General features: G+C 67.9%; 21 protein-coding genes and 1 tRNA gene. 7 read left to right on the top strand and 15 right to left on the bottom strand.

All coding sequences use genetic code 11. The features are described from left to right. Positions 1–816, top strand: coding sequence for an efflux RND transporter permease subunit (locus D6860_RS07520; RefSeq protein WP_076622216.1), 816 nt, complete (start codon positions 1–3; stop codon positions 814–816). Beyond that, positions 813–2,195: an efflux transporter outer membrane subunit gene (locus D6860_RS07515; protein WP_076622215.1), complete on the top strand. Its 1,383-nt coding sequence runs from the start codon at positions 813–815 to the stop codon at positions 2,193–2,195. The genes D6860_RS07520 and D6860_RS07515 overlap by 4 nt, the downstream gene beginning before the upstream one ends. Positions 2,196–2,534: 339 nt before the next feature. On the opposite strand, the gene nusB is transcribed toward D6860_RS07515, so the two are convergent. The 5 genes from nusB to rlmB form a co-directional block, all read right to left on the bottom strand. Then, the gene (gene nusB / locus D6860_RS07510; RefSeq protein ID WP_076622214.1) at positions 2,535–3,026 is read right to left on the bottom strand and encodes a transcription antitermination factor NusB; all 492 of its coding nucleotides are present in this window, start codon (positions 3,024–3,026) and stop codon (positions 2,535–2,537) included. Continuing rightward, the gene (locus D6860_RS07505; RefSeq protein ID WP_076622213.1) at positions 3,023–3,574 is read right to left on the bottom strand and encodes a 6,7-dimethyl-8-ribityllumazine synthase; all 552 of its coding nucleotides are present in this window, start codon (positions 3,572–3,574) and stop codon (positions 3,023–3,025) included. Before D6860_RS07505 ends, nusB begins: the two co-directional genes overlap by 4 nt. Next, entirely contained in the window at positions 3,574–4,698 is a 1,125-nt protein-coding gene (gene ribB, locus D6860_RS07500; protein ID WP_076622212.1) for a 3,4-dihydroxy-2-butanone-4-phosphate synthase, read from the bottom strand. Before ribB ends, D6860_RS07505 begins: the two co-directional genes overlap by 1 nt. Positions 4,699–4,865: 167 nt before the next feature. Beyond that, positions 4,866–5,156 (bottom strand): hypothetical protein, encoded by a 291-nt coding sequence (locus D6860_RS07495; RefSeq protein WP_076622211.1) that lies wholly within the window; start codon positions 5,154–5,156, stop codon positions 4,866–4,868. 44 nt (positions 5,157–5,200) lie between these two features. Then, positions 5,201–5,980 (bottom strand): 23S rRNA (guanosine(2251)-2'-O)-methyltransferase RlmB, encoded by a 780-nt coding sequence (rlmB, locus tag D6860_RS07490; protein ID WP_076622210.1) that lies wholly within the window; start codon positions 5,978–5,980, stop codon positions 5,201–5,203. 131 nt (positions 5,981–6,111) lie between these two features. Between rlmB and D6860_RS25215 the strand changes: the two genes are divergently transcribed. Continuing rightward, positions 6,112–6,195, top strand: a tRNA-Tyr gene (locus tag D6860_RS25215). 118 nt (positions 6,196–6,313) lie between these two features. On the opposite strand, the gene D6860_RS07485 is transcribed toward D6860_RS25215, so the two are convergent. Then, positions 6,314–6,628, bottom strand: coding sequence for a DUF6476 family protein (locus tag D6860_RS07485; protein WP_017469394.1), 315 nt, complete (start codon positions 6,626–6,628; stop codon positions 6,314–6,316). Here D6860_RS07485 and D6860_RS07480 point away from each other — a divergent pair. The 4 genes from D6860_RS07480 (at position 6,627) to phaR (ending at position 10,659) form a co-directional block, all read left to right on the top strand. Next, positions 6,627–7,664, top strand: coding sequence for an RluA family pseudouridine synthase (locus D6860_RS07480; protein ID WP_076622209.1), 1,038 nt, complete (start codon positions 6,627–6,629; stop codon positions 7,662–7,664). The genes D6860_RS07485 and D6860_RS07480 overlap by 2 nt on opposite strands. Before the next feature lie 241 nt (positions 7,665–7,905). After that, entirely contained in the window at positions 7,906–8,802 is an 897-nt protein-coding gene (gene rpoH, locus D6860_RS07475; protein WP_076622208.1) for an RNA polymerase sigma factor RpoH, read from the top strand. 241 nt (positions 8,803–9,043) lie between these two features. Beyond that, positions 9,044–10,015, top strand: a complete 972-nt coding sequence (locus D6860_RS07470; RefSeq protein WP_017467710.1) for a Gfo/Idh/MocA family protein — start codon at positions 9,044–9,046, stop codon at positions 10,013–10,015. Between the two features lie 95 nt (positions 10,016–10,110). After that, the gene (phaR, locus tag D6860_RS07465; RefSeq protein ID WP_076622207.1) at positions 10,111–10,659 is read left to right on the top strand and encodes a polyhydroxyalkanoate synthesis repressor PhaR; all 549 of its coding nucleotides are present in this window, start codon (positions 10,111–10,113) and stop codon (positions 10,657–10,659) included. A gap of 75 nt (positions 10,660–10,734) precedes the next feature. On the opposite strand, the gene D6860_RS07460 is transcribed toward phaR, so the two are convergent. The 9 genes from D6860_RS07460 to D6860_RS07420 form a co-directional block, all read right to left on the bottom strand. Beyond that, positions 10,735–11,946, bottom strand: coding sequence for a DegT/DnrJ/EryC1/StrS family aminotransferase (locus D6860_RS07460; protein ID WP_076622206.1), 1,212 nt, complete (start codon positions 11,944–11,946; stop codon positions 10,735–10,737). A 122-nt stretch (positions 11,947–12,068) separates the two neighbouring features. Next, positions 12,069–13,370 (bottom strand): NAD(P)/FAD-dependent oxidoreductase, encoded by a 1,302-nt coding sequence (locus tag D6860_RS07455; RefSeq protein WP_076622205.1) that lies wholly within the window; start codon positions 13,368–13,370, stop codon positions 12,069–12,071. 92 nt (positions 13,371–13,462) lie between these two features. Further along, a complete protein-coding gene (locus D6860_RS07450; protein WP_017467016.1) occupies positions 13,463–14,821 on the bottom strand; it encodes a glutamine synthetase family protein in 1,359 nt (452 codons plus the stop codon). Continuing rightward, positions 14,818–15,504: a type 1 glutamine amidotransferase gene (locus D6860_RS07445; RefSeq protein WP_017467015.1), complete on the bottom strand. Its 687-nt coding sequence runs from the start codon at positions 15,502–15,504 to the stop codon at positions 14,818–14,820. The genes D6860_RS07450 and D6860_RS07445 overlap by 4 nt, the downstream gene beginning before the upstream one ends. Before the next feature lie 63 nt (positions 15,505–15,567). Continuing rightward, on the bottom strand, positions 15,568–16,911 hold the full coding sequence (locus D6860_RS07440; RefSeq protein ID WP_017467014.1) for a glutamine synthetase family protein: 1,344 nt from the start codon (positions 16,909–16,911) through the stop codon (positions 15,568–15,570). 173 nt (positions 16,912–17,084) lie between these two features. After that, positions 17,085–17,441, bottom strand: a complete 357-nt coding sequence (locus D6860_RS07435; protein ID WP_229743229.1) for a hypothetical protein — start codon at positions 17,439–17,441, stop codon at positions 17,085–17,087. 84 nt (positions 17,442–17,525) lie between these two features. Next, the gene (locus D6860_RS07430; protein ID WP_017467013.1) at positions 17,526–18,332 is read right to left on the bottom strand and encodes an ABC transporter permease; all 807 of its coding nucleotides are present in this window, start codon (positions 18,330–18,332) and stop codon (positions 17,526–17,528) included. A gap of 109 nt (positions 18,333–18,441) precedes the next feature. Further along, positions 18,442–19,320, bottom strand: a complete 879-nt coding sequence (locus tag D6860_RS07425; protein WP_076622204.1) for an ABC transporter permease — start codon at positions 19,318–19,320, stop codon at positions 18,442–18,444. After that, positions 19,320–19,697: a hypothetical protein gene (locus D6860_RS07420; protein ID WP_076622203.1), complete on the bottom strand. Its 378-nt coding sequence runs from the start codon at positions 19,695–19,697 to the stop codon at positions 19,320–19,322. The genes D6860_RS07425 and D6860_RS07420 overlap by 1 nt, the downstream gene beginning before the upstream one ends. Positions 19,698–19,721: the final 24 nt, after the last annotated feature.

The raw sequence follows: 19,721 nt of genomic DNA, 5'->3' as shown, positions 1-19,721 counted from the left end.
ATGGGCCTGTTCTTCATCCGCCGCCCCGTCTTCGCCTGGGTGCTCGCCCTGATGACCATGCTTGCCGGGGCATGGTCCTTCGTGTCGCTGCCCGTCGCGCAATATCCCGACATCGCGCCGACCGCGGTGCGGGTCTCGGCGACCTATTCCGGCGCCACCGCCGAGGCCGTCGAGAACTCGGTGACGCGGGTCATCGAGGACGCCATGACCGGGCTCGAGGGCATGATCTACATGACCGCGCGCTCGTCGCAGGGCGCCGCCTGGACCGGCATCAGCTACCAGGAGCGGCAGTCGGGCGATCAGGCGCCCTGGCTCTACGCGATTTCCGCATTCGTGATCTTCCTCGCCCTTGCGGCGCTCTACGAAAGCTGGTCAATCCCGTTCTCGGTGATGCTCGCGGTTCCCGTGAGGGTGCTCAGAGCGCTCCTGACGGCCTGGGTGTGTGGCCAATCTAACGACGTTTACTTCAAGGTTGGGATGCTCACCACGATCGGACTTGCAGCCCGGAATGCGATCCTTATCGTCGAAATTGCCGAGGATTTGCGCGCTCAGGGGCGCAGCATCGCAGAGGCGGCGATCGAGGCAGCACGGCTTCGCCTGCGCCCCATCCTGATGACCGCGTCGACATTCATCCTTGGCGTCCTTCCGCTGGCCACCGCGAGCGGGGCCGGCGCTGCGGCACAGAATGCCACCGGCACGGGCGTGATCGGAGGCATGGTGGCGTCGACATTCACAGGCATCTTCATGGTGCCAGCGCTCTACGCGCTCATCATGCGACTGGTCCGCTGGGCCGAAGAGAGAGTAACGAGCAGATGAAAAAGATAAAACTGGCACTCCTGACCGCGACGACGGCCCTCGCCGCCTGCACCGTCGGTCCGGATTACGAGGCGCCGAAACAGACGCTTGCGGTCAGCTTCGCCGAGGGCGCGGCCGCACCGATCGGCAAGGCCTCCGAGCAATACTGGTGGCGTGCCTTCAACGATGCAACGCTCAACAGCCTCGTGCAGACCGGGCTGGACCAGAACCTCAATATCCGGACCGCCATTGCCCGCGTCGCCGAAGCACAGGCCGCCGCCCGCGCGACGGGGCTGCCGGCGCAGATCTCGGGCGGGGCGTCGGGACAGATCACGCGCGCCGGAGGCGAGACCGTCGATGGCACCACCACGACGACCACCGGAGGGTTCAGCCCGTCCTACGTGTTCGATCTCTTCGGGGGCGAGCGCCGCTCGCGCGAGGCCGCGCTGGCATCGCTGCAATCGGCCGAGCTGAGCGTCGGCGAGGCGCGGCTGGCCTTCCTGTCGGCGCTGGTCTCGAACTACATCGACCTGCGTTACTACCAGAACGCGCTGGCGATCACGCGGCAGACGCTCGACACCCGCCGCGAGACGCTGTCGCTGGTGCAGAGCCAGCGCGAGGCCGGGGCCGCAACCGCGCTCGACGAGGCGCAGGCGCAGGCGGCGCTGGACGACAGCCGTGCGTCGCTGCCCTCGCTGGAAAGCGGCTTCTACGCGTCGGCCTATTCCATCGCCACCCTGCTGGCCCAGCCGGTGCAGAGCATCGAGAGCCGGCTTCAGCGCGGCGCGGCACAGCCCAGCCCCTCCGGCAGCGCCGGGGTCGGCGTTCCGGCGGACCTGCTGCGCAATCGTCCGGACGTGCGCGGCGCCGAGCGCGACCTTGCCGCCTCCGTGGCGCGGATCGGGGTGAACGAGGCGCAGCTCTACCCGTCGCTCAGCCTCGGCGGCACGGTGAGCGCCACCGAAGGCGTGAGCAGCTGGTCCTTCGGACCGCAGCTTTCGGTGCCGGTGCTGAGCCAGCCGCTGCTGCGCGCCAGCCGCGACCAGGCCGTCGCGCAGGCGAAGCAGGCGGAACTCGCATGGCGATCGGAAGTGCTGAGCGCGGTCGAAGAGGTCCAGTCGGCGCAGACCGACTACCTGCGCAATCGCCGCGCGGTCTCGGCCTATCGCCGCAGCGTGAACTCCTACGAGCGGGTCGTGTCGCTGTCGCGTGAGACCTACAACGGCGGCACCACGACGCTGCTCGATCTGCTGGACGTTCAGCGCTCGCTGGCGAACTCGCGGCTGACGCTGGCGTCGAGCGTGCGGAATCTCGCGGCAAGCTGGGCGACCCTCCAGGTCGCTGCAGGCAAGGGCTGGGCGATGCCGGTCGCGGTCACGACCGAAGCCGAGGGCAGCTGATCGGTGCGGCCGGGGCGCGGCAGTCGCGCCCCGGCCGTGACCTGCGCTGGACTGTGGGTTTGAAACCCGACACTACCGGTGCCGCCGGGGCCAGGTATTTCGAATATTGCGGCAAGATGAGACGCCGGTGGCGCCCGTGCGACAGGCGTGCCGGGCGGTGGATTTGGAAAACCGGCCCCACGCGTGGCGCGAGGCTTCGGCGGCTCCGAGAGGCGAGAGGCTTCGGCAGCGGCCTTGGCGGGCCTGCGCGTGTGGCGGATGTTCCGAAGGGCCGCGGGGCCATCCACGCCATCATGTCGATCAGGGACGCCCCCGCCGTCGGGGCGCGTCGTGCCGAGCTCAGAACGCTTCGGGCTTGGCCTCGCGGGCAATGTGGTCGAGCACGGCGTTGACGAACTTCGCTTCACGGCCCTCGGGGAAGAAGGCGCGGGTCACTTCCACGTATTCCGAGATGATCACGCGCGGCGGCGTGTCGCTGTCGACCAACTCGGCGCCGGCGGCGCGGAAGAGCGCGCGCAGCGTCGGGTCGAGCCGCGCGATGGGCCATTTCGCCACGAGCGCGCGGTCGGTCATCTGGTCGATCTTCGCCTGCCAGTTCACCGCCGAAGAGGTGATGCGGCTGAAGAGGTCGACATCGCCCTCGATCATCTCGATGCCCTCGTCGATCTCGGCGCCGAAGCGGTGGTCGACGAACTCGTGCTGAACCTTCTCCACCGTGAGGTTACCCACCTCCATCTGGTAGAGCGCCTGCACCGCGTAGAGCCGCGAGGCGGATTTCATCCGACGCTTCTGATTGCCCGAGGGGGCCGGGGGAGTGTCCGGGGTGGTCATGCGGTGTCGTTTCCTCGTGAAGACCCCGCAAGCTGATACTCGTCGCGGGCAGGAACGAATCCCACCCCCTTGCGGGCGCCGCCCCACCTACGGGCCAGCGCGACCAGATGCAAGGCCGCCGCGGCCGCGCCGCCGCCCTTGTTCTGGCCGTCCGCCTCGGCCCGGACGCGGGCCTGCTCGTAGTTTTCCACGGTGAGGATGCCGTTGCCGATGCAGAGCCCCTGCAGCCCCAGAAGCGTCAGGCCGCGCGAGCTGTCGTTGCAGACCGTGTCGTAATGGGTCGTCTCGCCGCGGATCACGCAGCCGAGCGCGACGTAGCCGTCGAAGTTCGACAGCCGTTCGGCGATGCCGATGGCCGAGGGCACCTCGAGCGCGCCGGGCACCTCGATCACCTCGTGGAAGCCGCCGGCCGCCTCGATCTCCTCCGTGGCGCCCTTCACCAGCTGCTCGGCGATCTGCTTGTAGTAGGGCGCGACCACGATCAGGATCTTGACCGGCTTGTCGAAGCTCGGCCGGGGCAGGGTGTAATGCTCTTCGTTCGAGGCCATCAGGCACCTCCGATCTTGCGCGTGCCGACGATCTCGAGACCGTAGGCATCGAGGCCCACGATGCGCGGCGTGGGCGAATTGGTCAGAAGTTCGAGCTGCGACAGGCCGAGCGACGACAGGATCTGCGCGCCGAGGCCATACTGCCGAAGCGTGCCGGGCGAGCTGCCCTCGGAGGGGTCGAGCTTCATCGCCGTGTCGCGCAGCAGCACGACCACGCCGCGCCCCTCGTCGGCGACCGCCTGCATCGCCAGCCGGAACTCGTCGGCGCGGCCGGGGTGGCCGGTGCCCGCCACGTCGAGCATCGGGTCGAGCACATGCATCCGCACCAGAACCGGCTCGGCGGTTTCGAGGTCGCCCTTGGTAAAGGCGATGTGCTCGTCGCCGTGGGTGGTGTCGGAGTAGATCCGCATCTGCCACTCGCCGCCGAATTCCGAGGTCACGGTTTCCTCGCGCTCGACCCGCACGAGATTGTCGTGGCGTCGGCGATAGGCGATCAGCTCGGAGATCGTGCCGATCTTGAGGCCGTGTTTCTGGGCGAAGGACACGAGCTCGGGCAGGCGGGCCATCGAACCGTCGTCGTTCATGATCTCGCAGATCACGCCGGCGCTGTTGAGACCGGCCAGCCGGGAGACATCGACCGCGGCCTCGGTGTGACCGGCGCGGACCAGCACGCCGCCCGCCTTGGCGCGCAGCGGGAAGATGTGGCCCGGCGTCGCGATGTCCTGCGCGCCCTTCGAGGCGTCGATGGCCACGGCAATCGTGCGCGCCCGGTCGGCGGCGGAGATGCCGGTGGTGACACCCTCGCGCGCCTCGATCGAGGTGGTGAAGGCGGTTTCGTGCCGCGAGGAGTTGTTGGTCGACATGAGCTCGAGCCCGAGCTGCTCGATCCGCTCGGCGGTCATCGACAGGCAGATCAGGCCGCGCCCGTAGGTGGCCATGAAATTGATCGCGTCGGGGGTGGCCCACTGCGCGGGAATGACGAGGTCGCCCTCGTTCTCGCGATCCTCGTGGTCGACGAGGATGAACATGCGGCCGTTGCGCGCGTCCTCGATGATTTCCTCGATCGGGGAAATCGCTGCCTTCCAGTCCGTCTCGGTCTGGCCCGGGTTCTCGTAATCCGCCATCTCGCCACTCCTGATACCGTTCCTGCCAGATAAGAGATGCAGGCCGAAATGGCTAGGGTGGTTTTGGGTCGCGGGGCGGTGGTGGCGCCCTGCGGGCGCCCGGGGGCGCGGCCCCCGTCGCTGCCGCGACTCCCCCAGGATATTTTCGGCCAGAAGAAGGCCGGGGGTCAGTCGAAGATGTCCTCGAGCAGGTCGAAGAGCCCCTTCGCGGCCTTGCGCCCGAGGGTCTTGGGTTTCTTCTTCTTGCGGCTCTTCTTGCCGGGCTTGCGCGGCCCGTCGCGCAGCGGGTCGGGCCTGTGGCGCAGCGAGCCGCGGTCGACCGCATCCGAGCGAAGTTTCTTCAGCTCGTGCAGCGGCGCGCCGCAGGAGGCGCAGGCCAGCTCGTGCCGGCCGCGGTCCAGCACCAGCGCTGCGCGGGTGCCACAGTAGCTGCAGGTGGCGATCTTGGTGTTCGGCATGGTGGCGATATGGGCGCGGCGGGGCGGCCGCGCAAGCGGCAGGGTCAGGGGCGCGCGGCGTAGAGCGCGACGGCGGCGGCGTTCGACACGTTCAGCGAGCCGAAGCCCCCGGCGAAATCGATGCGCACCAGCTGGTCCACGGTCTGGCGGGTCTTTTCCCGCAGGCCGGGGCCCTCGGCGCCGAGCACCAGCGCGACGGGGCGGTCGCGACGGCCGTCGATGGCCTCCTCGATGGTCTGCTCCGCCTCGCCGTCGAGGCCGAGCACGACGTAGCCCATTTCCTGCAGCGCGCGGATCGTGTCGGCGAGGTTGCGTTCGCGCAGGTAGGGCTGACGCTCGAGCGCGCCCGAGGCGGTCTTGGCCAGCGCGCCGGTCTCGGGAGCGGAGTGGTGCAGCGTGCCGATGACCGCCTGCGCGCCGAAGACCTCGGCCGAGCGCAGGATGGCGCCGACGTTGTGCGGGTCGGTCACCCGGTCGAGCAGCACCAGACGGGGGGCGCGGGCATCGTCGCGGATGGCGACATCGGCGAGGCGGCCCCAGTCGAGCGGCTTCACCTCCATCGCGGCGCCCTGGTGCACCGATTGCGGGTCGAGCGGCGCACGGAACTTGCGCGGGTCCTCGACCTCGGGGGTGATGCCGGCGGCCTCGATGGCGTCGGCGAGCTTGACCTGGGCGTTGGGGGTGACCAGCAGCCGCAGCTTTTCGCGCCGGGGGTTCATCAGCGCGTCACGCACCGCGTGCAGGCCGAAAAGCCAGACGGTCTCGGCGGCACGGGCCTTCTTCGCCTGTTCCTTCTCGACCACCCATTTCGGTTTCTTGACCATGACGGTTCCCCTTGTCGCTGCGCCGCCGATCCCTTGCATCGCGGTCAGGCACGCTGCAAGGGATTTTCCTGTTGACGCCGCAAATCGCCTTTTGTATGCCCCGCCCACACCGGCAGCGCCGGGGTGAAAGTGGGCGACAGGCCGCAAGGTGTGGCAGGGGACTGTAACTCCCTCGCGGAGACGCACGCTAGGTTCGATTCCTAGGTCGCCCACCACTTTCCCACCCTTTTTCTCGCATCGAAACGCTATCGCATTCGCCAATGGGCGCGAGCGATGGTCGCGCCTTCGGGCGCGTGACGGCCGTTCCGACAGTCGAGCCCGCGGGGGCCGCGGCTACTCGGCCGTTTCGATTCGCAGCGTCTGGCGCAGCTCGCCGCTGGCGCGGTCGAAGATCAGGATCTCGTCCGCCTCGGTCACCACCGCGTACCAGTCCGAGCCTTGCGTGTAGGCAGTGGCGGTGGAGCCGTCGGGCAGGGTGATCGCCTCGGGCAGCGGCGCGCGGGCGTTGCGGTAGGAGATGACAATCACCGCCACAATCGCTAGAAGCCCCGCGATCATCACCGCCGTCAGGATCGTGACCAGCACGCGCAGGAAGCGCAGGTTGGCCGGTTCGGGCGCTTCTTCTTCGGTTTCTGGAGTCTGGGACATGGACAAGCCTCTGCGCGTCATCATCGGGGACACCCCGCCGCCGCGCCTTGATAAGGCGCTGGCGCGCGATGTTCCAGAGGAGGCGGCGCTGTCCCGGACCCGCCTTGCCCGTCTGATCGCCGAGGGGGCCGTCACCCGCGACGGCGTGGCACTTCGGGACGTGAAGGAAAAGGTGACGGCGGGCGACGAGATCGTCATCGCCGTGCCGCAGGCCGAGGAAAGCCACATCGGCCCCGAGGACATCCCGCTCGCGATCGTCTGGGAGGACGAGGACCTCGTCGTCGTCGACAAGCCCGCCGGCATGGTCGTGCATCCGGCGCCGGGCACGCCGACGGGCACGCTGGTCAACGCGCTGCTGCATCATTTCGGCGGCAGGCTGTCCGGTGTGGGCGGCGTGGCACGGCCCGGGATCGTGCACCGCATCGACAAGGATACGTCGGGGCTTCTGGTGGTGGCGAAATCCGACCGGGCGCACCACGGGCTGGCCGCGCAGTTCGAGGCGCACAGCGCCGACCGGGCCTACCTTGCGGTGGTCTACGGCGTGCCCGACCCGGCCGACCCCCGGCTGCGGGGCACGCGGGGTGTCTCGCTCGAGCTGGGCGGGGTGATCCGCATCCAGTCGGGGCTGGCGCGGCACCGCACCGACCGGCAGCGGCAGGCGGTCTACTTCGACGGGCACGGCAAGCACGCGGTGACGCGGGCGCGGGTGCTGGAGAGCTTCGGCACACCTCCCTCGATGGCGCTGGTCGAGTGCCGGCTTGAGACCGGGCGCACGCACCAGATCCGCGTGCACATGGCCCATGCCGGGCACGGGCTCGTCGGCGACCCGGTCTACGGTGGCCGGCGCAAGCCGCCGCTCAAGGCCATCGGCCCCGTGGCGGGCGAAGCGGTGGCCGGCTTCTGCCGACAGGCGCTGCATGCCGCAGAGCTGGGCTTCGACCATCCGGTGACGGGAGAGCGGATGCACTTCGAGGCGCCGCTGCCCGAGGATATGGCCGCGCTTCTCGCTGCCTTGGAAGATAGCGTCAGGGGCTGATCGTTTGCGCACATTGCGAGTGCAATTTCGGCCAATTCCATGAATCAATGCACATCTGTAAAGGTTTTCCCAACCTCGTGAGCGCGTCGTTTTGACGGATCAATGCGACGGACGCTTGCGTTAGGATGATGACAGCCAATGGCGGGCACGATCCGTGTCGCCGAGCCATGCAACTTGCAATTCTCCAGGCGCGTTCCCATATGGAATGTTAAGCCCTGTAACATTGGAGTATACTGGGACAGTGAGCAACTATGCCAATCTCCCGGCACCGTCCCCTGAGGCGGGCCTCAGCCGCTATCTCTCCGAGATCCGGAAGTTTCCGCTTCTGGAGCCCGAAGAGGAATACATGCTGGCCAAGCGCTGGGTCGAGGATCAGGACGCCGAGTCCGCGCATCGCCTCGTGACCAGTCACCTGCGCCTCGCCGCGAAGATCGCGATGGGATATCGTGGCTATGGCCTGCCGCAGGCCGAGGTCATCTCGGAAGCCAACGTCGGTCTCATGCAGGCGGTGAAGCGGTTCGATCCCGAGAAGGGCTTCCGCCTTGCCACCTATGCCATGTGGTGGATCCGGGCCTCGATCCAGGAGTACATCCTGCGGTCGTGGAGCCTCGTGAAGCTCGGCACGACGAGCGCGCAGAAGAAGCTGTTCTTCAACCTGCGCAAGGCCAAGTCGCGCATCGGCGCGCTCGAGGACGGTGATTTGCGGCCCGAGCATGTTCAGCGGATCGCCACCGACCTCGGCGTGACCGAGGACGAGGTGATCTCGATGAACCGCCGCATGTCGGGCGGTGATGCGTCGCTCAACGCCACCGTCGGCAGCGACGACGAGAGTTCGATGCAATGGCAGGACTGGCTCGAGGACGAGGAAGCCGACCAGGCGACCGAATACGCCGAGCGCAACGAGCTCGAGGCGCGCCGTGAACTGCTGGCACAGGCCATGGACGTGCTCAATGATCGCGAGAAGGACATTCTCACGCAGCGCCGTCTTGCCGAGCAGCCGGTGACGCTCGAGGAACTGTCGGGAACCTATGACGTGAGCCGCGAGCGCATTCGTCAGATCGAGGTGCGTGCCTTCGAGAAACTGCAGAAGCGTATGCGTGAGCTTGCGCAGGACCAGGGGATGCTTGCCGGCGCCTGACCTCGGCGCGTCCGCCATACCGTGAATGATGACACCCGCCCGTTTGTCCGGGCGGGTGTCTTTTTTTGTCGGGGAAGGGGGCTCTGCCCCCTCTGCGGCTGCGCCGCATTCACCCCCGAGGGTATTTGGAAAGAGAAGAAGGGCCGGGGCTTGCTTTGCAATGGTAGAGGTCCGTGCCCGGGTTGCGGGCCGCGGTGGGTGCGTTAGGGTCGTGCCGGAGCAGAACCGGAGGAGGCGAAACATGGCAGACCATCTGCGCTGGGGTATCCTGGGGGCCGCAAAATTCGCGCGTGAGTACATGGCGCCGGCCATTCATGCGGCGCGGGGCGGTGCGTTGGCGGCGATCGCGACATCTTCGCGGGACAAGGCGGCGCCCTTCGAGGCTTTCGCGCCCGGTCTGCGCATCTTCGAGGACTACGACGCGCTGCTTGCCGATCCCGGCATCGACGCGGTCTACATCCCGCTGCCGAACGCCATGCATGTCGCATGGTCGCGGAAGGCAGCCGAGGCCGGCAAGCACGTGCTTTGCGAGAAGCCCATCGCGATGCAGGCCGAGGAGATCGACGGGCTGATCGAGACCCGCGACCGCACCGGCATGCTTATCGCGGAAGCCTGGATGGTCGCGCATCACCCGCAGTATGCCAAGGCGCGCGCGCTGATCGAGGAAGGTGCGCTTGGGAGGATCATTCGCATCGACTCGACCCTGTCGTTCTTCAACGACGATCTCGACAACATCCGCAATCGGCCTGAGACCGGCGGCGGCGCATTGGGAGATATCGGCATCTATGCCTTTGGCGCGGTTCGCCTGCTGACAGGGCAGGAGCCGGAGGCGCTGCTTTCGGTCGAAGCGGACTGGCTGAACGGTGTCGACGCCAGCGTGCATCTGACCGCTCGGTTTCCGGGGTTCCTCTACTCCGGTCGTATCTCGATGCGCGCCGCGCCCTGGCAGGAAATCGTGGTGCATGGCGAGAAGGCGGTCATGCGGCTGCCGGTGCCCTTCAATGCGCGCGTCTTCGGCGAACCGCGCGTCGAGCTGCACCGGGCCGATCTGTCGGTCGAGACCTGGCGCTGGCCGCGCGACGATCACTATGTGCTGCAGGTCGAGGCCTTCAACCGCGCCGTGCTGGAAGGGGCCGACTGGCCGCTGCCGCTCGAGGCGTCGCGCGGGACGCAGGCTTTCATTGACCGCATCCGGGCCGCCGCCGACGACTGAGGGCCCGGTGTTGTGCATGGTAAATCAAAGGCTTTTCTTTTTTTCTGCGCTCGCATAGGCTTTTCTGCAACGCTGCACGCCAGGGAGGGCAAGACGTGGCTGACAAGGACAAACCGCTGCTGATCAAGCGCTACGCCAGCCGTCGTCTCTACAACACGGAGACGAGCGACTACGTCACGCTGGAGGACATCGCGGGCTTCATTCGCGACGGTCGGGACGTTCAGATCGTCGACCTCAAGTCCGGAGACGACCTGACCCGCCAGTACCTGCTTCAGATCGTGGCCGAGCACGAAAGCCGCGGCGAGAGCGTGCTGCCGATCAACGTGCTGACCGATCTCGTGCGGAGCTACACCACGCAGGCGACCTCGGCAGTGCCGCAATTCCTCGCGGCGAGCTTCGAGATGTTCCGCGACAGCCAGTCGAAATGGGCCGAGAGCATGTCGTCGAATCCGATGATGCCGAAGATCCCCGGGTTCGAGGCGATGCAGGCGCAACAGGAAGCCTTCATGAAGGCGATGACCGGCAAGATGGGCAACCAGTGGTCGGGCCCCGAAGCCGAGGGCGGCGAGACGGAGGAAGACCTCGACGCCATCAAGAAGCAGCTTGCCGAGCTTCAGGCGAAACTCTCGAAGATGAACAAGTAGGGCGGTCTTGCCCGCTGCATCCCGGACCGCAGGGTGGGTTTCGCGACCCAGCCTGCGGTCTTGTTTTGCAGGATGTCAGGTGCCGTAGGCGCGCGTTTCGCCCATCACCGCCTCGGCGGCGTCGATCAGAACATCGGCCACTGCGGCGCAGTTCTCGAGCGTCAGCCGTGCGGGAAGGCGCGTGTCGCAGGCCGCCTCGAGCATCGCACGGGTGCGGGGCAGCTCGGGCATCTCGGGCAGGAACTGCCAGTTCCAGAAGGCGCGGGCGTTGTCCGACGACAGGCCGAAGACCTGCACCTTCACGCCCATGGCGGCGGCGGTCTCGGCGAAGCTGCGCATCTCGTCGCGATCCATGCCGACCAGGTTGAACTGCAGCGAGTCCGGGGCGCGCTCTTCCGGCCCGAGCGCGGCCGGAACCTCGATCCACGGGCTCTGCGACAGGCGGTCGGCGACGAAATCGTGGTTGCGGCGACCGTCGCGCACCCGGCGCTCGACATGGGGCAGCTGCGGCCGGATCACCGCTGCCGAGAGGTTCGACATGCGAAGGTTGTAGAGCGGCAGCTTGTTCTGCCAGCGATCGAAGGCCGTCGCGAGCGCGTCGCTGTTGTCGCCCCGGTCCATGTGCTTCTTCCAGTTGTGCTCGTAGGCGCCCGAAAGGATCACCGCCTGCGCCACAACGTCGGCGTTATCGGTGATGAGGATGCCGCCTTCGCCCGCGTTCACCAGCTTGTAGCTCTGGAACGAGAAACAGCCGATCCGGCCGATTGTGCCGATCTTGCGCCCGTCCCAGACGGTGCCCAGCGAGTGCGCCGCGTCTTCGACCACCGGGATGCCGCGCGCGTCGCAGAGCGCCATGATGGCGTCCATGTCCGAGGTGTGGCCGCGCATGTGGCTGATGATCACCGCCTGCACGCCGTCGAGCTTCGCCTCGAAATCGGCGAGGTCCACGCGGTAGTTCGTGCCGACCTCGCAGAGAACCGGGATGCAATCCGCGTGGATCACTGCCGAGGGCACCGCGGCGAAGGTGAAGCCGGGGATCATCACGCGGGCGTCGCGCGGCAGCCCCAGCGCCTTCAGCGACAGGAACAGCGCGGCCGAGCAGCTCGACACCGCCAGCGCGTATTTCACGCCCATCATCGCCGCGAACTCGCGCTCGAGCAGGGCGACGGGTGCATCCTCGGGCGCGGTGTAACGGAAAAGGTCGCCCGATTGCAGCAGGCGATCGATCTCGGCGCGCGCCTCGGCCGGAATGGGCTCGGCGTCATGCATGTTGGGCAGGGCAGTCATATTTCAAAATCCCGAAAGGTCATTTCGGGAAAGCTTAAACACCGTGTCTGTGACAGCCAAGTGAAAACCGCCGCGCAGGGGCGGCGGTTTCTTTCAGATGTGACAGCGGGTCGCGGAGGCGCTCAGACCCCGATGCGGTCGCGCAGGGCGTACCAGGTCATCGCCAGCGTCAGCAGCGGCGTGCGAAAGGCGGGGCCGCCGGGGAAGGTGGGCGTCGGCAGCGCTGCCATGGCGTCGAAGCCCTCGGACTGGCCGCGTACCGCCTCGGCCAGCAGCCGGCCGGCGTGGACGGCGGTGCCGACCCCGTGGCCCGAGTAGCCCGAGGCCGAGAGCACGTTCGGCGCAAGCCGCGCGAGGAACGGCAGCCGCTTCATGGTGATGCCGAGCGTGCCGCCCCAGGCGTAGTCGATGCGCACGTCCGCGAGCTGCGGGAAGATCTCCAGCATCGGCTTGCGCACCTTGGCGGGGATGTCCGAGGGGAAACGGTAGCCGTAGCTCTCGCCACCGCCGAACAGCAGTCGTCCGTCGTGGCTGAGGCGGAAGTAGTTCACCACGTGCCGCGAATCCGCCACCGCCACGTCGCGGGTCAGCACCTCGCGGGTGCGCGCGCCCAGGGGCTCCGTCGCAGCGATGAAGTTGTTGATCGGCATGACCCGCCGCGCGACCTTCGGTTGCAGCCGCCCGAGGTAGCCGTTGCCGGCATAGACCACGTGATCGGCCCGCACCGAGCCACGCTCGCAGGTCACGACACAGCTTTCGCCCTCCTCGACAGCGGTGACGAAGCTCTTCTCGAAGATCCGCGCCCCGGCCCCGGCGGCGGCCTTTGCAAGGCCCTGCGCGAAACGCAGCGGGTGCAGATGCGCCGCCCCCATGTCGAGCACGCCGCCGCGGTAGTCAGGCGAGGGGCAGAGCGTGCGGAAGGCCTCGGCGTCCAGCGTCTCGATGTCGTAGCCGTAGGCGTCGCGCATGTGGGCGGCATACTCGTGCAGATGCGCCACCTCGGCCGGGCGAGAGCCGCACCAGGCCACGCCGTCGCGCAGGTGGCAGTCGATGCCGTGCCGCGCGATCAGCCCGCGCACGAGATCCTTGGCCTCCTCGCCGAGCTCCCAAAGCTTGCGCGCGTCGTCACGGCCCACCATCGCCTCGAGCGTCAGCTGGTCCTGACGCTGGCCCGACCCGAGCTGCCCGCCGTTGCGCCCCGAGGCCCCGAAGCCCACCCGGTGCGCGTCGAGCAGCACCACATCGAGCCCAGCCTCGGCCATGTGCAGCGCCGCCGACAGCCCGGTGTAGCCGGCGCCGACGATGCAGACGTCGGCACGCTGCGCGCCCTCGAGCGCCGGAAACGCCGGCAGCTCCATCGCCGTGGCGGCATACCAGCTCTGCGGGTAGGCCCCGCGCGTGTCGTTGGAAAACAGCAGATCCACGGACCGCCCCTTCTTCTCTTTCCAAATACCCTCGGGGGTGAGGCGCGGCACGCGCCGAGGGGGCAGCGCCCCCGCGACCCCGGCCTTCGGGCTCAGACGTTCAGCAGCAGGTGCTCGCGCTCCCACGGCGAGATCACCGACAGGAACTCCTCGTACTCGGCGCGCTTCACGATCGAGTAGACCCGGGCGAACTCGGGCCCCAGCACGTCGTGCAATTCGCTCGCCTCGTCCCAGAGATCGAGCGCCGAGCCCAGCACGCGGGGAATGTCGCCCTCGCCCTCGTAGGCATCGCCCCGGAACTGCTTCGACGGGCGCTGCTCCTGCATCATCCCGAGGTAGCCGCAGGCCAGCGACGCCGCGATCCCGAGGTAGGGGTTGCAGTCCATCCCCGCGAGCCGGTTCTCGACCCGGCGCGAGTCCGATCCCGACAGCGGGATGCGGATGCCGGTGGTGCGGTTGTCGCGGCCCCACTCGAGGTTGATCGGCGCCGCATGGTCGCGCACGTAGCGGCGGTAGGAATTCACGTAGGGCGCCAGCATCGCCACCGCCGAGGGCAGGTGGGTCTGCAGCCCGCCGATGAAGTGGTAGAAGGCATCGGTCTCGCCGCCCTGCGGGCCCGAGAAGATGTTGCGCCCGGTCTCGGCGTCCATCACCGAGTGGTGGATGTGCATGGCCGAGCCCGGCTCGTCGGCGATCGGCTTGGCCATGAAGGTGGCGAAGCAGTCGTGCCGCAGGGCGGCCTCTCGGATCAGCCGCTTGAAGAAGAACACCTCGTCGGCAAGCTTCACCGGGTCGCCGTGCCGCAGGTTGATCTCGAGCTGGCCGGCGCCGCCTTCCTGGGTGATGCCATCGATCTCGAAGCCCTGTGCTTCGGCAAAGTCGTAGATGTCGTCGATCACCGGGCCGAACTCGTCGACGGCGGTCATGCTGTAGGCCTGCCGCGCGGCGGCGGGGCGGCCCGAGCGGCCCATCATCGGCTCGATGTCCTTGGCCGGGTCGAGGTTGCGCGCGACGATGAAGAACTCCATCTCCGGCGCCACGATCGGCTCCCAGCCCTGCTCCTCGTAGAGCTTCACCACCCGCTTCAGCACGTTGCGCGGCGAGAAGGGCACCGGCGTGCCGTGCCGGTCGAAGGCGTCGTGGATGACCTGCAGCGTCCAGTCGCCGGTCCATGGCGCCGCCGAGGCGGTGCTCATGTCGGGCTTGAGGATCATGTCGCGCTCGATGAAGCCCTCGTCGCCGGCGGCCTCGCCCCATTCGCCGGTGATGGTCTGGTAGAAGATCGAATCCGGCAGGTGGAAATAGGGCTGCCGGGCGAATTTCGACGCCGGCACGGCCTTGCCGCGGGCGATGCCCGGCAGGTCCGAGATGATGCACTCGACCTCGTCGAGCCTGCGGCCCTCGAGATAGGCCGCGGCGGCGGGCGGCAGGTTCGCGATCCAGTCGTTCATGCGATGCGCCCTTCCTTGAAGAAGCGCGCGAACTGCGCGCCGAGGTCTGCGCTGTCGAGCGGCATCTCGAGCTTCGAGGCCGCATCCTCGATCAGCGGTTGCGGCACCACGCCCGGCGCCCGGTGCTGGATCAGGCTGTCGACGTAGTTGCGGCGGAACTCCGGGTGCGGCTGCACCGTGTAGGCGCGCCCCGGGTAGAGGATCGCCGCGTTCGGGCATTTCTCCGACGAGGCGACGACCTCGGCCCCCGGCGGCAGCGCCGTCACCTGGTCCTGGTGCCAGGCGTTCACCAGCTTCACGCTGCCGTCCGCATAGCGGTAGAGGGTCGGCCCGATGACCCAGCCCTTGTCGGATTTCTCGACCCGGCCTCCAAGCGCCTGCGCGATGACCTGGTGCCCGAAGCAGACGCCGATGAGCGGCTTGCCGGCGGCGTCGATGGCGCGGATCAGCTCCTCGAGCGGCGCCATCCACGGGTGATCCTCGTAGGCTCCGTGGCGCGAGCCGGTGATGAGCCAGCCGTCGGCGTCCTCGGGGCCGGCGGGAAACTCGCCGTTGACCACCTTCCACGTCTCGAAGTCGAAGCCGTGACCGTCGAGCAGCTTGTGGAATTGCGTGTCGTAATCCCCGACTTCCTCGAGGATTTCGTCCGGGACCAGCCCGGGCTGCAGAATGCCGATTTTCATGAAACACCGATGTCTTTGCTGGGCCAGAGCCTAGTGCCGCCGCGAGGGGGCGGCAAGGGGCGCTCAGACCGTGTCGAGATAGATTTCCACCTGTTCCTCGGGGGTGAGTTCCGACATGTAGAGCAGCTCCTGCCGCTTGGTGAGCAGCAGGTTGCGGATCAGCCCCTCGGGCAGGATGCGCGGCATGATCTCGCTCTGCTCGAAGGCGTCCATCGCGTCGCCCCAGGTGCCGGGGATCAGCGGCAGGTCCTGCGCGTAGGCGTTTCCGGTGACCGGCGCCGGCGGCTCGCGGCCGTCCTCGATGCCGTTCAGCGCGGCGCCGAGCAGCGTGGCGAGCAGCAGGTAGGGGTTCACGTCGCCGCCCGCGACCCGGTGCTCGATGCGCCGGCCCTTGGGGCTGCCACCGGGAATGCGGATCGCCGAGGTACGGTTCTCGTAGGCCCAGGAAATGCCGCAGGGCGCGTGGTTCTCGGGAACCAGCCGGTCGTAGCTGTTGAGATGCGGGGCGAAGATCAGCGTGCTGTCGTGCATCGCGTCCATCAGCCCGCTGACGGCGTGGCGCATGGTGTCGGTGCCGCGCGGCCCGCCGTCGTCGAAGATGTTGTTGCCTTCCTCGTCGAGCACCGAGAAATGCACGTGCATCCCCGAGCCGGGGTAGTCGTGGTAGGGCTTGGCCATGAACGACGCGGCGAAGCCGTGCCGCCGGGCGAGCCCGCGCACCAGCATCTTGAAGAACCACGCGTCGTCGGCGGCGCGCAGCGCGTCGGGCTGGTGCATCAGGTTCAGCTCGAACTGGCCGAGCCCCGCCTCCGAGATCGCCGTGTCGGCGGGGATGTCCATGTCCTCGCAGGCGTCGTAGAGGTCGGTGAAGAAGATGTCGAATGTATCGAGCGCGCGGATCGACATGACCTCGGCCGCCTTGCGCCGCTTCTGCGAGCGCGGCGAGATCGGCACCTGCAGCGACTTGCCGCTGTCGTCGATCAGGAAGAACTCGAGCTCGATCGCCACCACCGGGGTCAGCCCCTTCTTGCGGTAGCGCTTGAGCACCGACGACAGCGCGTGCCGCGGGTCGCCGTCGAAGGGGCGCCCGTCCTCGCGGTACATCCAGATCGGCAGCAGCGCCGTCGGCGCCTCGAGCCAGGGCATCGGCACGAAGCCGCGCTCTGTCGGCCAGAGCACGCCGTCACGGTCGCCGGTCTCGAAGACCAGCGGGCTGTCGTCGATGTCCTCGCCCCAGATGTCGAGGTTGAGCACGGAGAGGGGGAAGCGGGTGCCGTCGTCCACCACCTTGTCGGCGAAGCGCGCGGGCACACGCTTGCCGCGCGGTTGTCCGTTGAGGTCCGAGGCCGCCACGCGGATGGTGCGGACCTGCGGGTTCTTGCGCAGCCAGCTTTTGGGGTCGTTCATGAGTCACCGGTCAGGAATTTGATCAAATTATGAGTAACGTGCCGGTCGGGGGGCTGGCAAGAGAAAACCCCGGGCGCGGCGGCAGCCCGGGGTCCGGGAGCGGGCCGGTGGTCAGCGAATGGACACGGGCAACCGGAAGCCCACGGTCCTGCCGGTGTCGGCATCGTTGCCCATCAGGTAGACCCGGATGGTGTAGTCGCCGGTCTCGGGCAGAGGGTGACGCTGGCCGCGCGCCCCTCGTTCTGGCCGAGGAAGATCGTCTCGTAGGTGGCGCCCGGCGGCATGATGTTGAAATGGATCGAACCGTCGCCGTTGGTGCCGTCGACCTCGATCCGCGCGTCGAGCGTCTGCCCCGCCTGCGCGCCGAGCAGGTAGTCGATGTACTCGTTGCCGACGATGGTTCCGTTGATCGTGGCACCCGAGGTGCCGCTCTCGAACTGTACGCGCGACTGGGTCTGCGCAGGGGCCGGAAGCGCCGTCAGGCTGACCCCGAGGGCGAGCGCGAGCGCGGTGAAAGGACGATACGACATGGCAACTCCTCCATTCCATGCAGGGGCACCCTCCGGGCCCCTGCGGGGAAGGATGCGCCGCCCGACGCCTCCGGTAAACAGGTATCAGCGCAGCAGGTTCGGCCGGTAGCGCAGCTTCGACCGCCGCGCCTGCGGCAGGTGGCGGTTGAGCCGCCGGTTGATCGCCCCGAAGAGCGCGATGATCACCAGCGTCAGCAGGATGAAATAGCCGGCAAGGATCGGGTAGGCCACGAAGGGGTTGAAGGTCTTGTCGGCGAAATAGCTCGCGTAGTAGAGCGCGTCGCCCCGCTGCTGCCACGCCGGGAAGCCCGAGAAGAACACCAGCGTCGTGGCGTGGAACAGGAAGATCGCCTCGTTGGTATAGGCGGGCCAGGCAAGCCGCAGCATGGTCGGCCAGACGATCCGGCGAAACCGTGGCCAGCCCGAGAAGCCGTAGGCGTCGGCGGCCTCGATGTCGCCCCGGGGCACCGACAGCAGCGCGCCGTAGAAGATCTCGCCCGAATAGGCGGCGGTGTTGAAGAACAGCACGATCAGCGCGCCCAGCCAGGCCGAGGACAGCGGGTCGAACAGCGGCGAGACCGATTTCAGCGACAGGAACAGGAAGTAGGCAAAGAAGAACTGGATGAACAGCGGCGAGCCGCGGAACACGAAGATGAACCACTCCGCCGCCTTGCGCACCGGCAGCACCCGCGACGCCTTGCCGACCGCGAGCGCTGTCGCGAGGAAGAACCCCGAGGCCAGTGCCAGCACGCCGAAGTAGACGTTCCAGATCATCCCCGAGCCGATCAGCACGACCTGCTGGCAGAGGGTGAAGTCGTCACGCGGCAGCAGCCGCTCGCCGATGCCCAGCGAGCGCAGCCCGTAATCGGCGACCACGTCCCAGCAGCTCATGCCCCGGCCTCCCGGCGCCACGCCGCGTGCTTCTCCGGTTTCCAAATACCGCGGGGGAGTCGCCGCAGGCGACGGGGGCAGAGCCCCCGATGATCCTTGCCGTGCCGCATCACGCCGCCTTTCTCTGCGCGTCGCCGCCCATGGTCGCCTGGCCGTGGGTGAGGCGTTTCATCAGCCGGTCCAGCACGATCTCCGACACCCGCGTGAAGCACAGGTAGAAGACGAGCAGCGCCGCGAAATACCACACCCGCCAGTCGCCGTGCGGATAGTCGGTGAACCGCGCGGTCTTCGAGCCGCCAAGCTCGCGGGCCCAGTAGACGATATCCTCGACGCCGAGCAGGAACAGCAGCGGCGTGGCCTTGATCAGCACCATCCACAGGTTCGACAGGCCCGGCAGCGCATAGACCCACATCTGCGGGATCAGGATGCGCCAGAAGGTCTGGCGATGGGTCATGCCGTAGGCCTCGGCGGTCTCGAGCTGCGCGTGCGGCACCGCCCGCATCGCGCCGTAGAGCACGTTGGCGGCAAAGGCGCCGAAGACGATGGCAAAGGTCAGCACCGCGAGCGAGAAGCCGTAGACCTCGTGCCAGATCTGCGGCGAGGTCGACAGCGGAAGTTTCGCCGCCGGGCAGACCACGAAGTCGTTGCCCTGCCGGATCGCGTCGGGCCAGTCGGGGCATTTCACCTGATGGCGCAGCCACTCGAAGCCCTGGTCGAGCGCGATCACGAAGAACAGGAAGAAGGCGATGTCGGGCACGCCGCGCACCACCGCGATGTAGCCCTGGCCCAGCCAGCGCAGCGGCGCGATCCGCGACCGCGCGCCCATGGCGCCCAGGAAGCCCATTCCCAGCGCCACCGGCGCGGTGATCGCGAGCAGCAGCAGCACCGTCCCGAAGGAGGTGTAGAAGGCCATGTGCTTGCCGGTGGTCAGGTAGCAGGCCAGCCAGTTCAGCCCCGACAGGCTGCCGGGATCGGCACAGGAAAACATCAGCTCTCGCCCCCCTTCACGCGCCCGGTCGTCTCGACGCCGTCACCCGGGCGGTTGCAGTACACCGCCCTGGGATGAGACGCGATCGCCGCACTGTCGCGGGCGAGGGCGCGGGCCTCGTCGACGCTGCCGACGGCGGCGAAGATCGCCCAGCTTGAATCGTCGCCCGAGGTCCAGTTCGTCACCTCGTGCCAGTCCCAGAGCCAGAACTGCCCGCAGGAATTGCAGGTGACCAGCTCGCGGTGGTCGTGGCTCCGGTCGAGCAGCGTTTCGACGCTCGTCGTCCAGTCACGCCAATGGCCTGCGGCGAGCGCGGGCTCGTCGAGCATCCGGCAGGTGCTGCCGGGAGGGCGGTCGCAGGCCAGGGGGGCGGTCATGGGAAAATCCGTGGTGGGCGCGAC

Source organism: Salipiger sp. D13, assembly GCF_003703915.1.
Classification (GTDB): domain Bacteria; phylum Pseudomonadota; class Alphaproteobacteria; order Rhodobacterales; family Rhodobacteraceae; genus Salipiger; species Salipiger profundus.
Note: the sequence above shows the minus strand (reverse complement) of the source record. Positions and strands in the feature narration are given on the sequence as shown.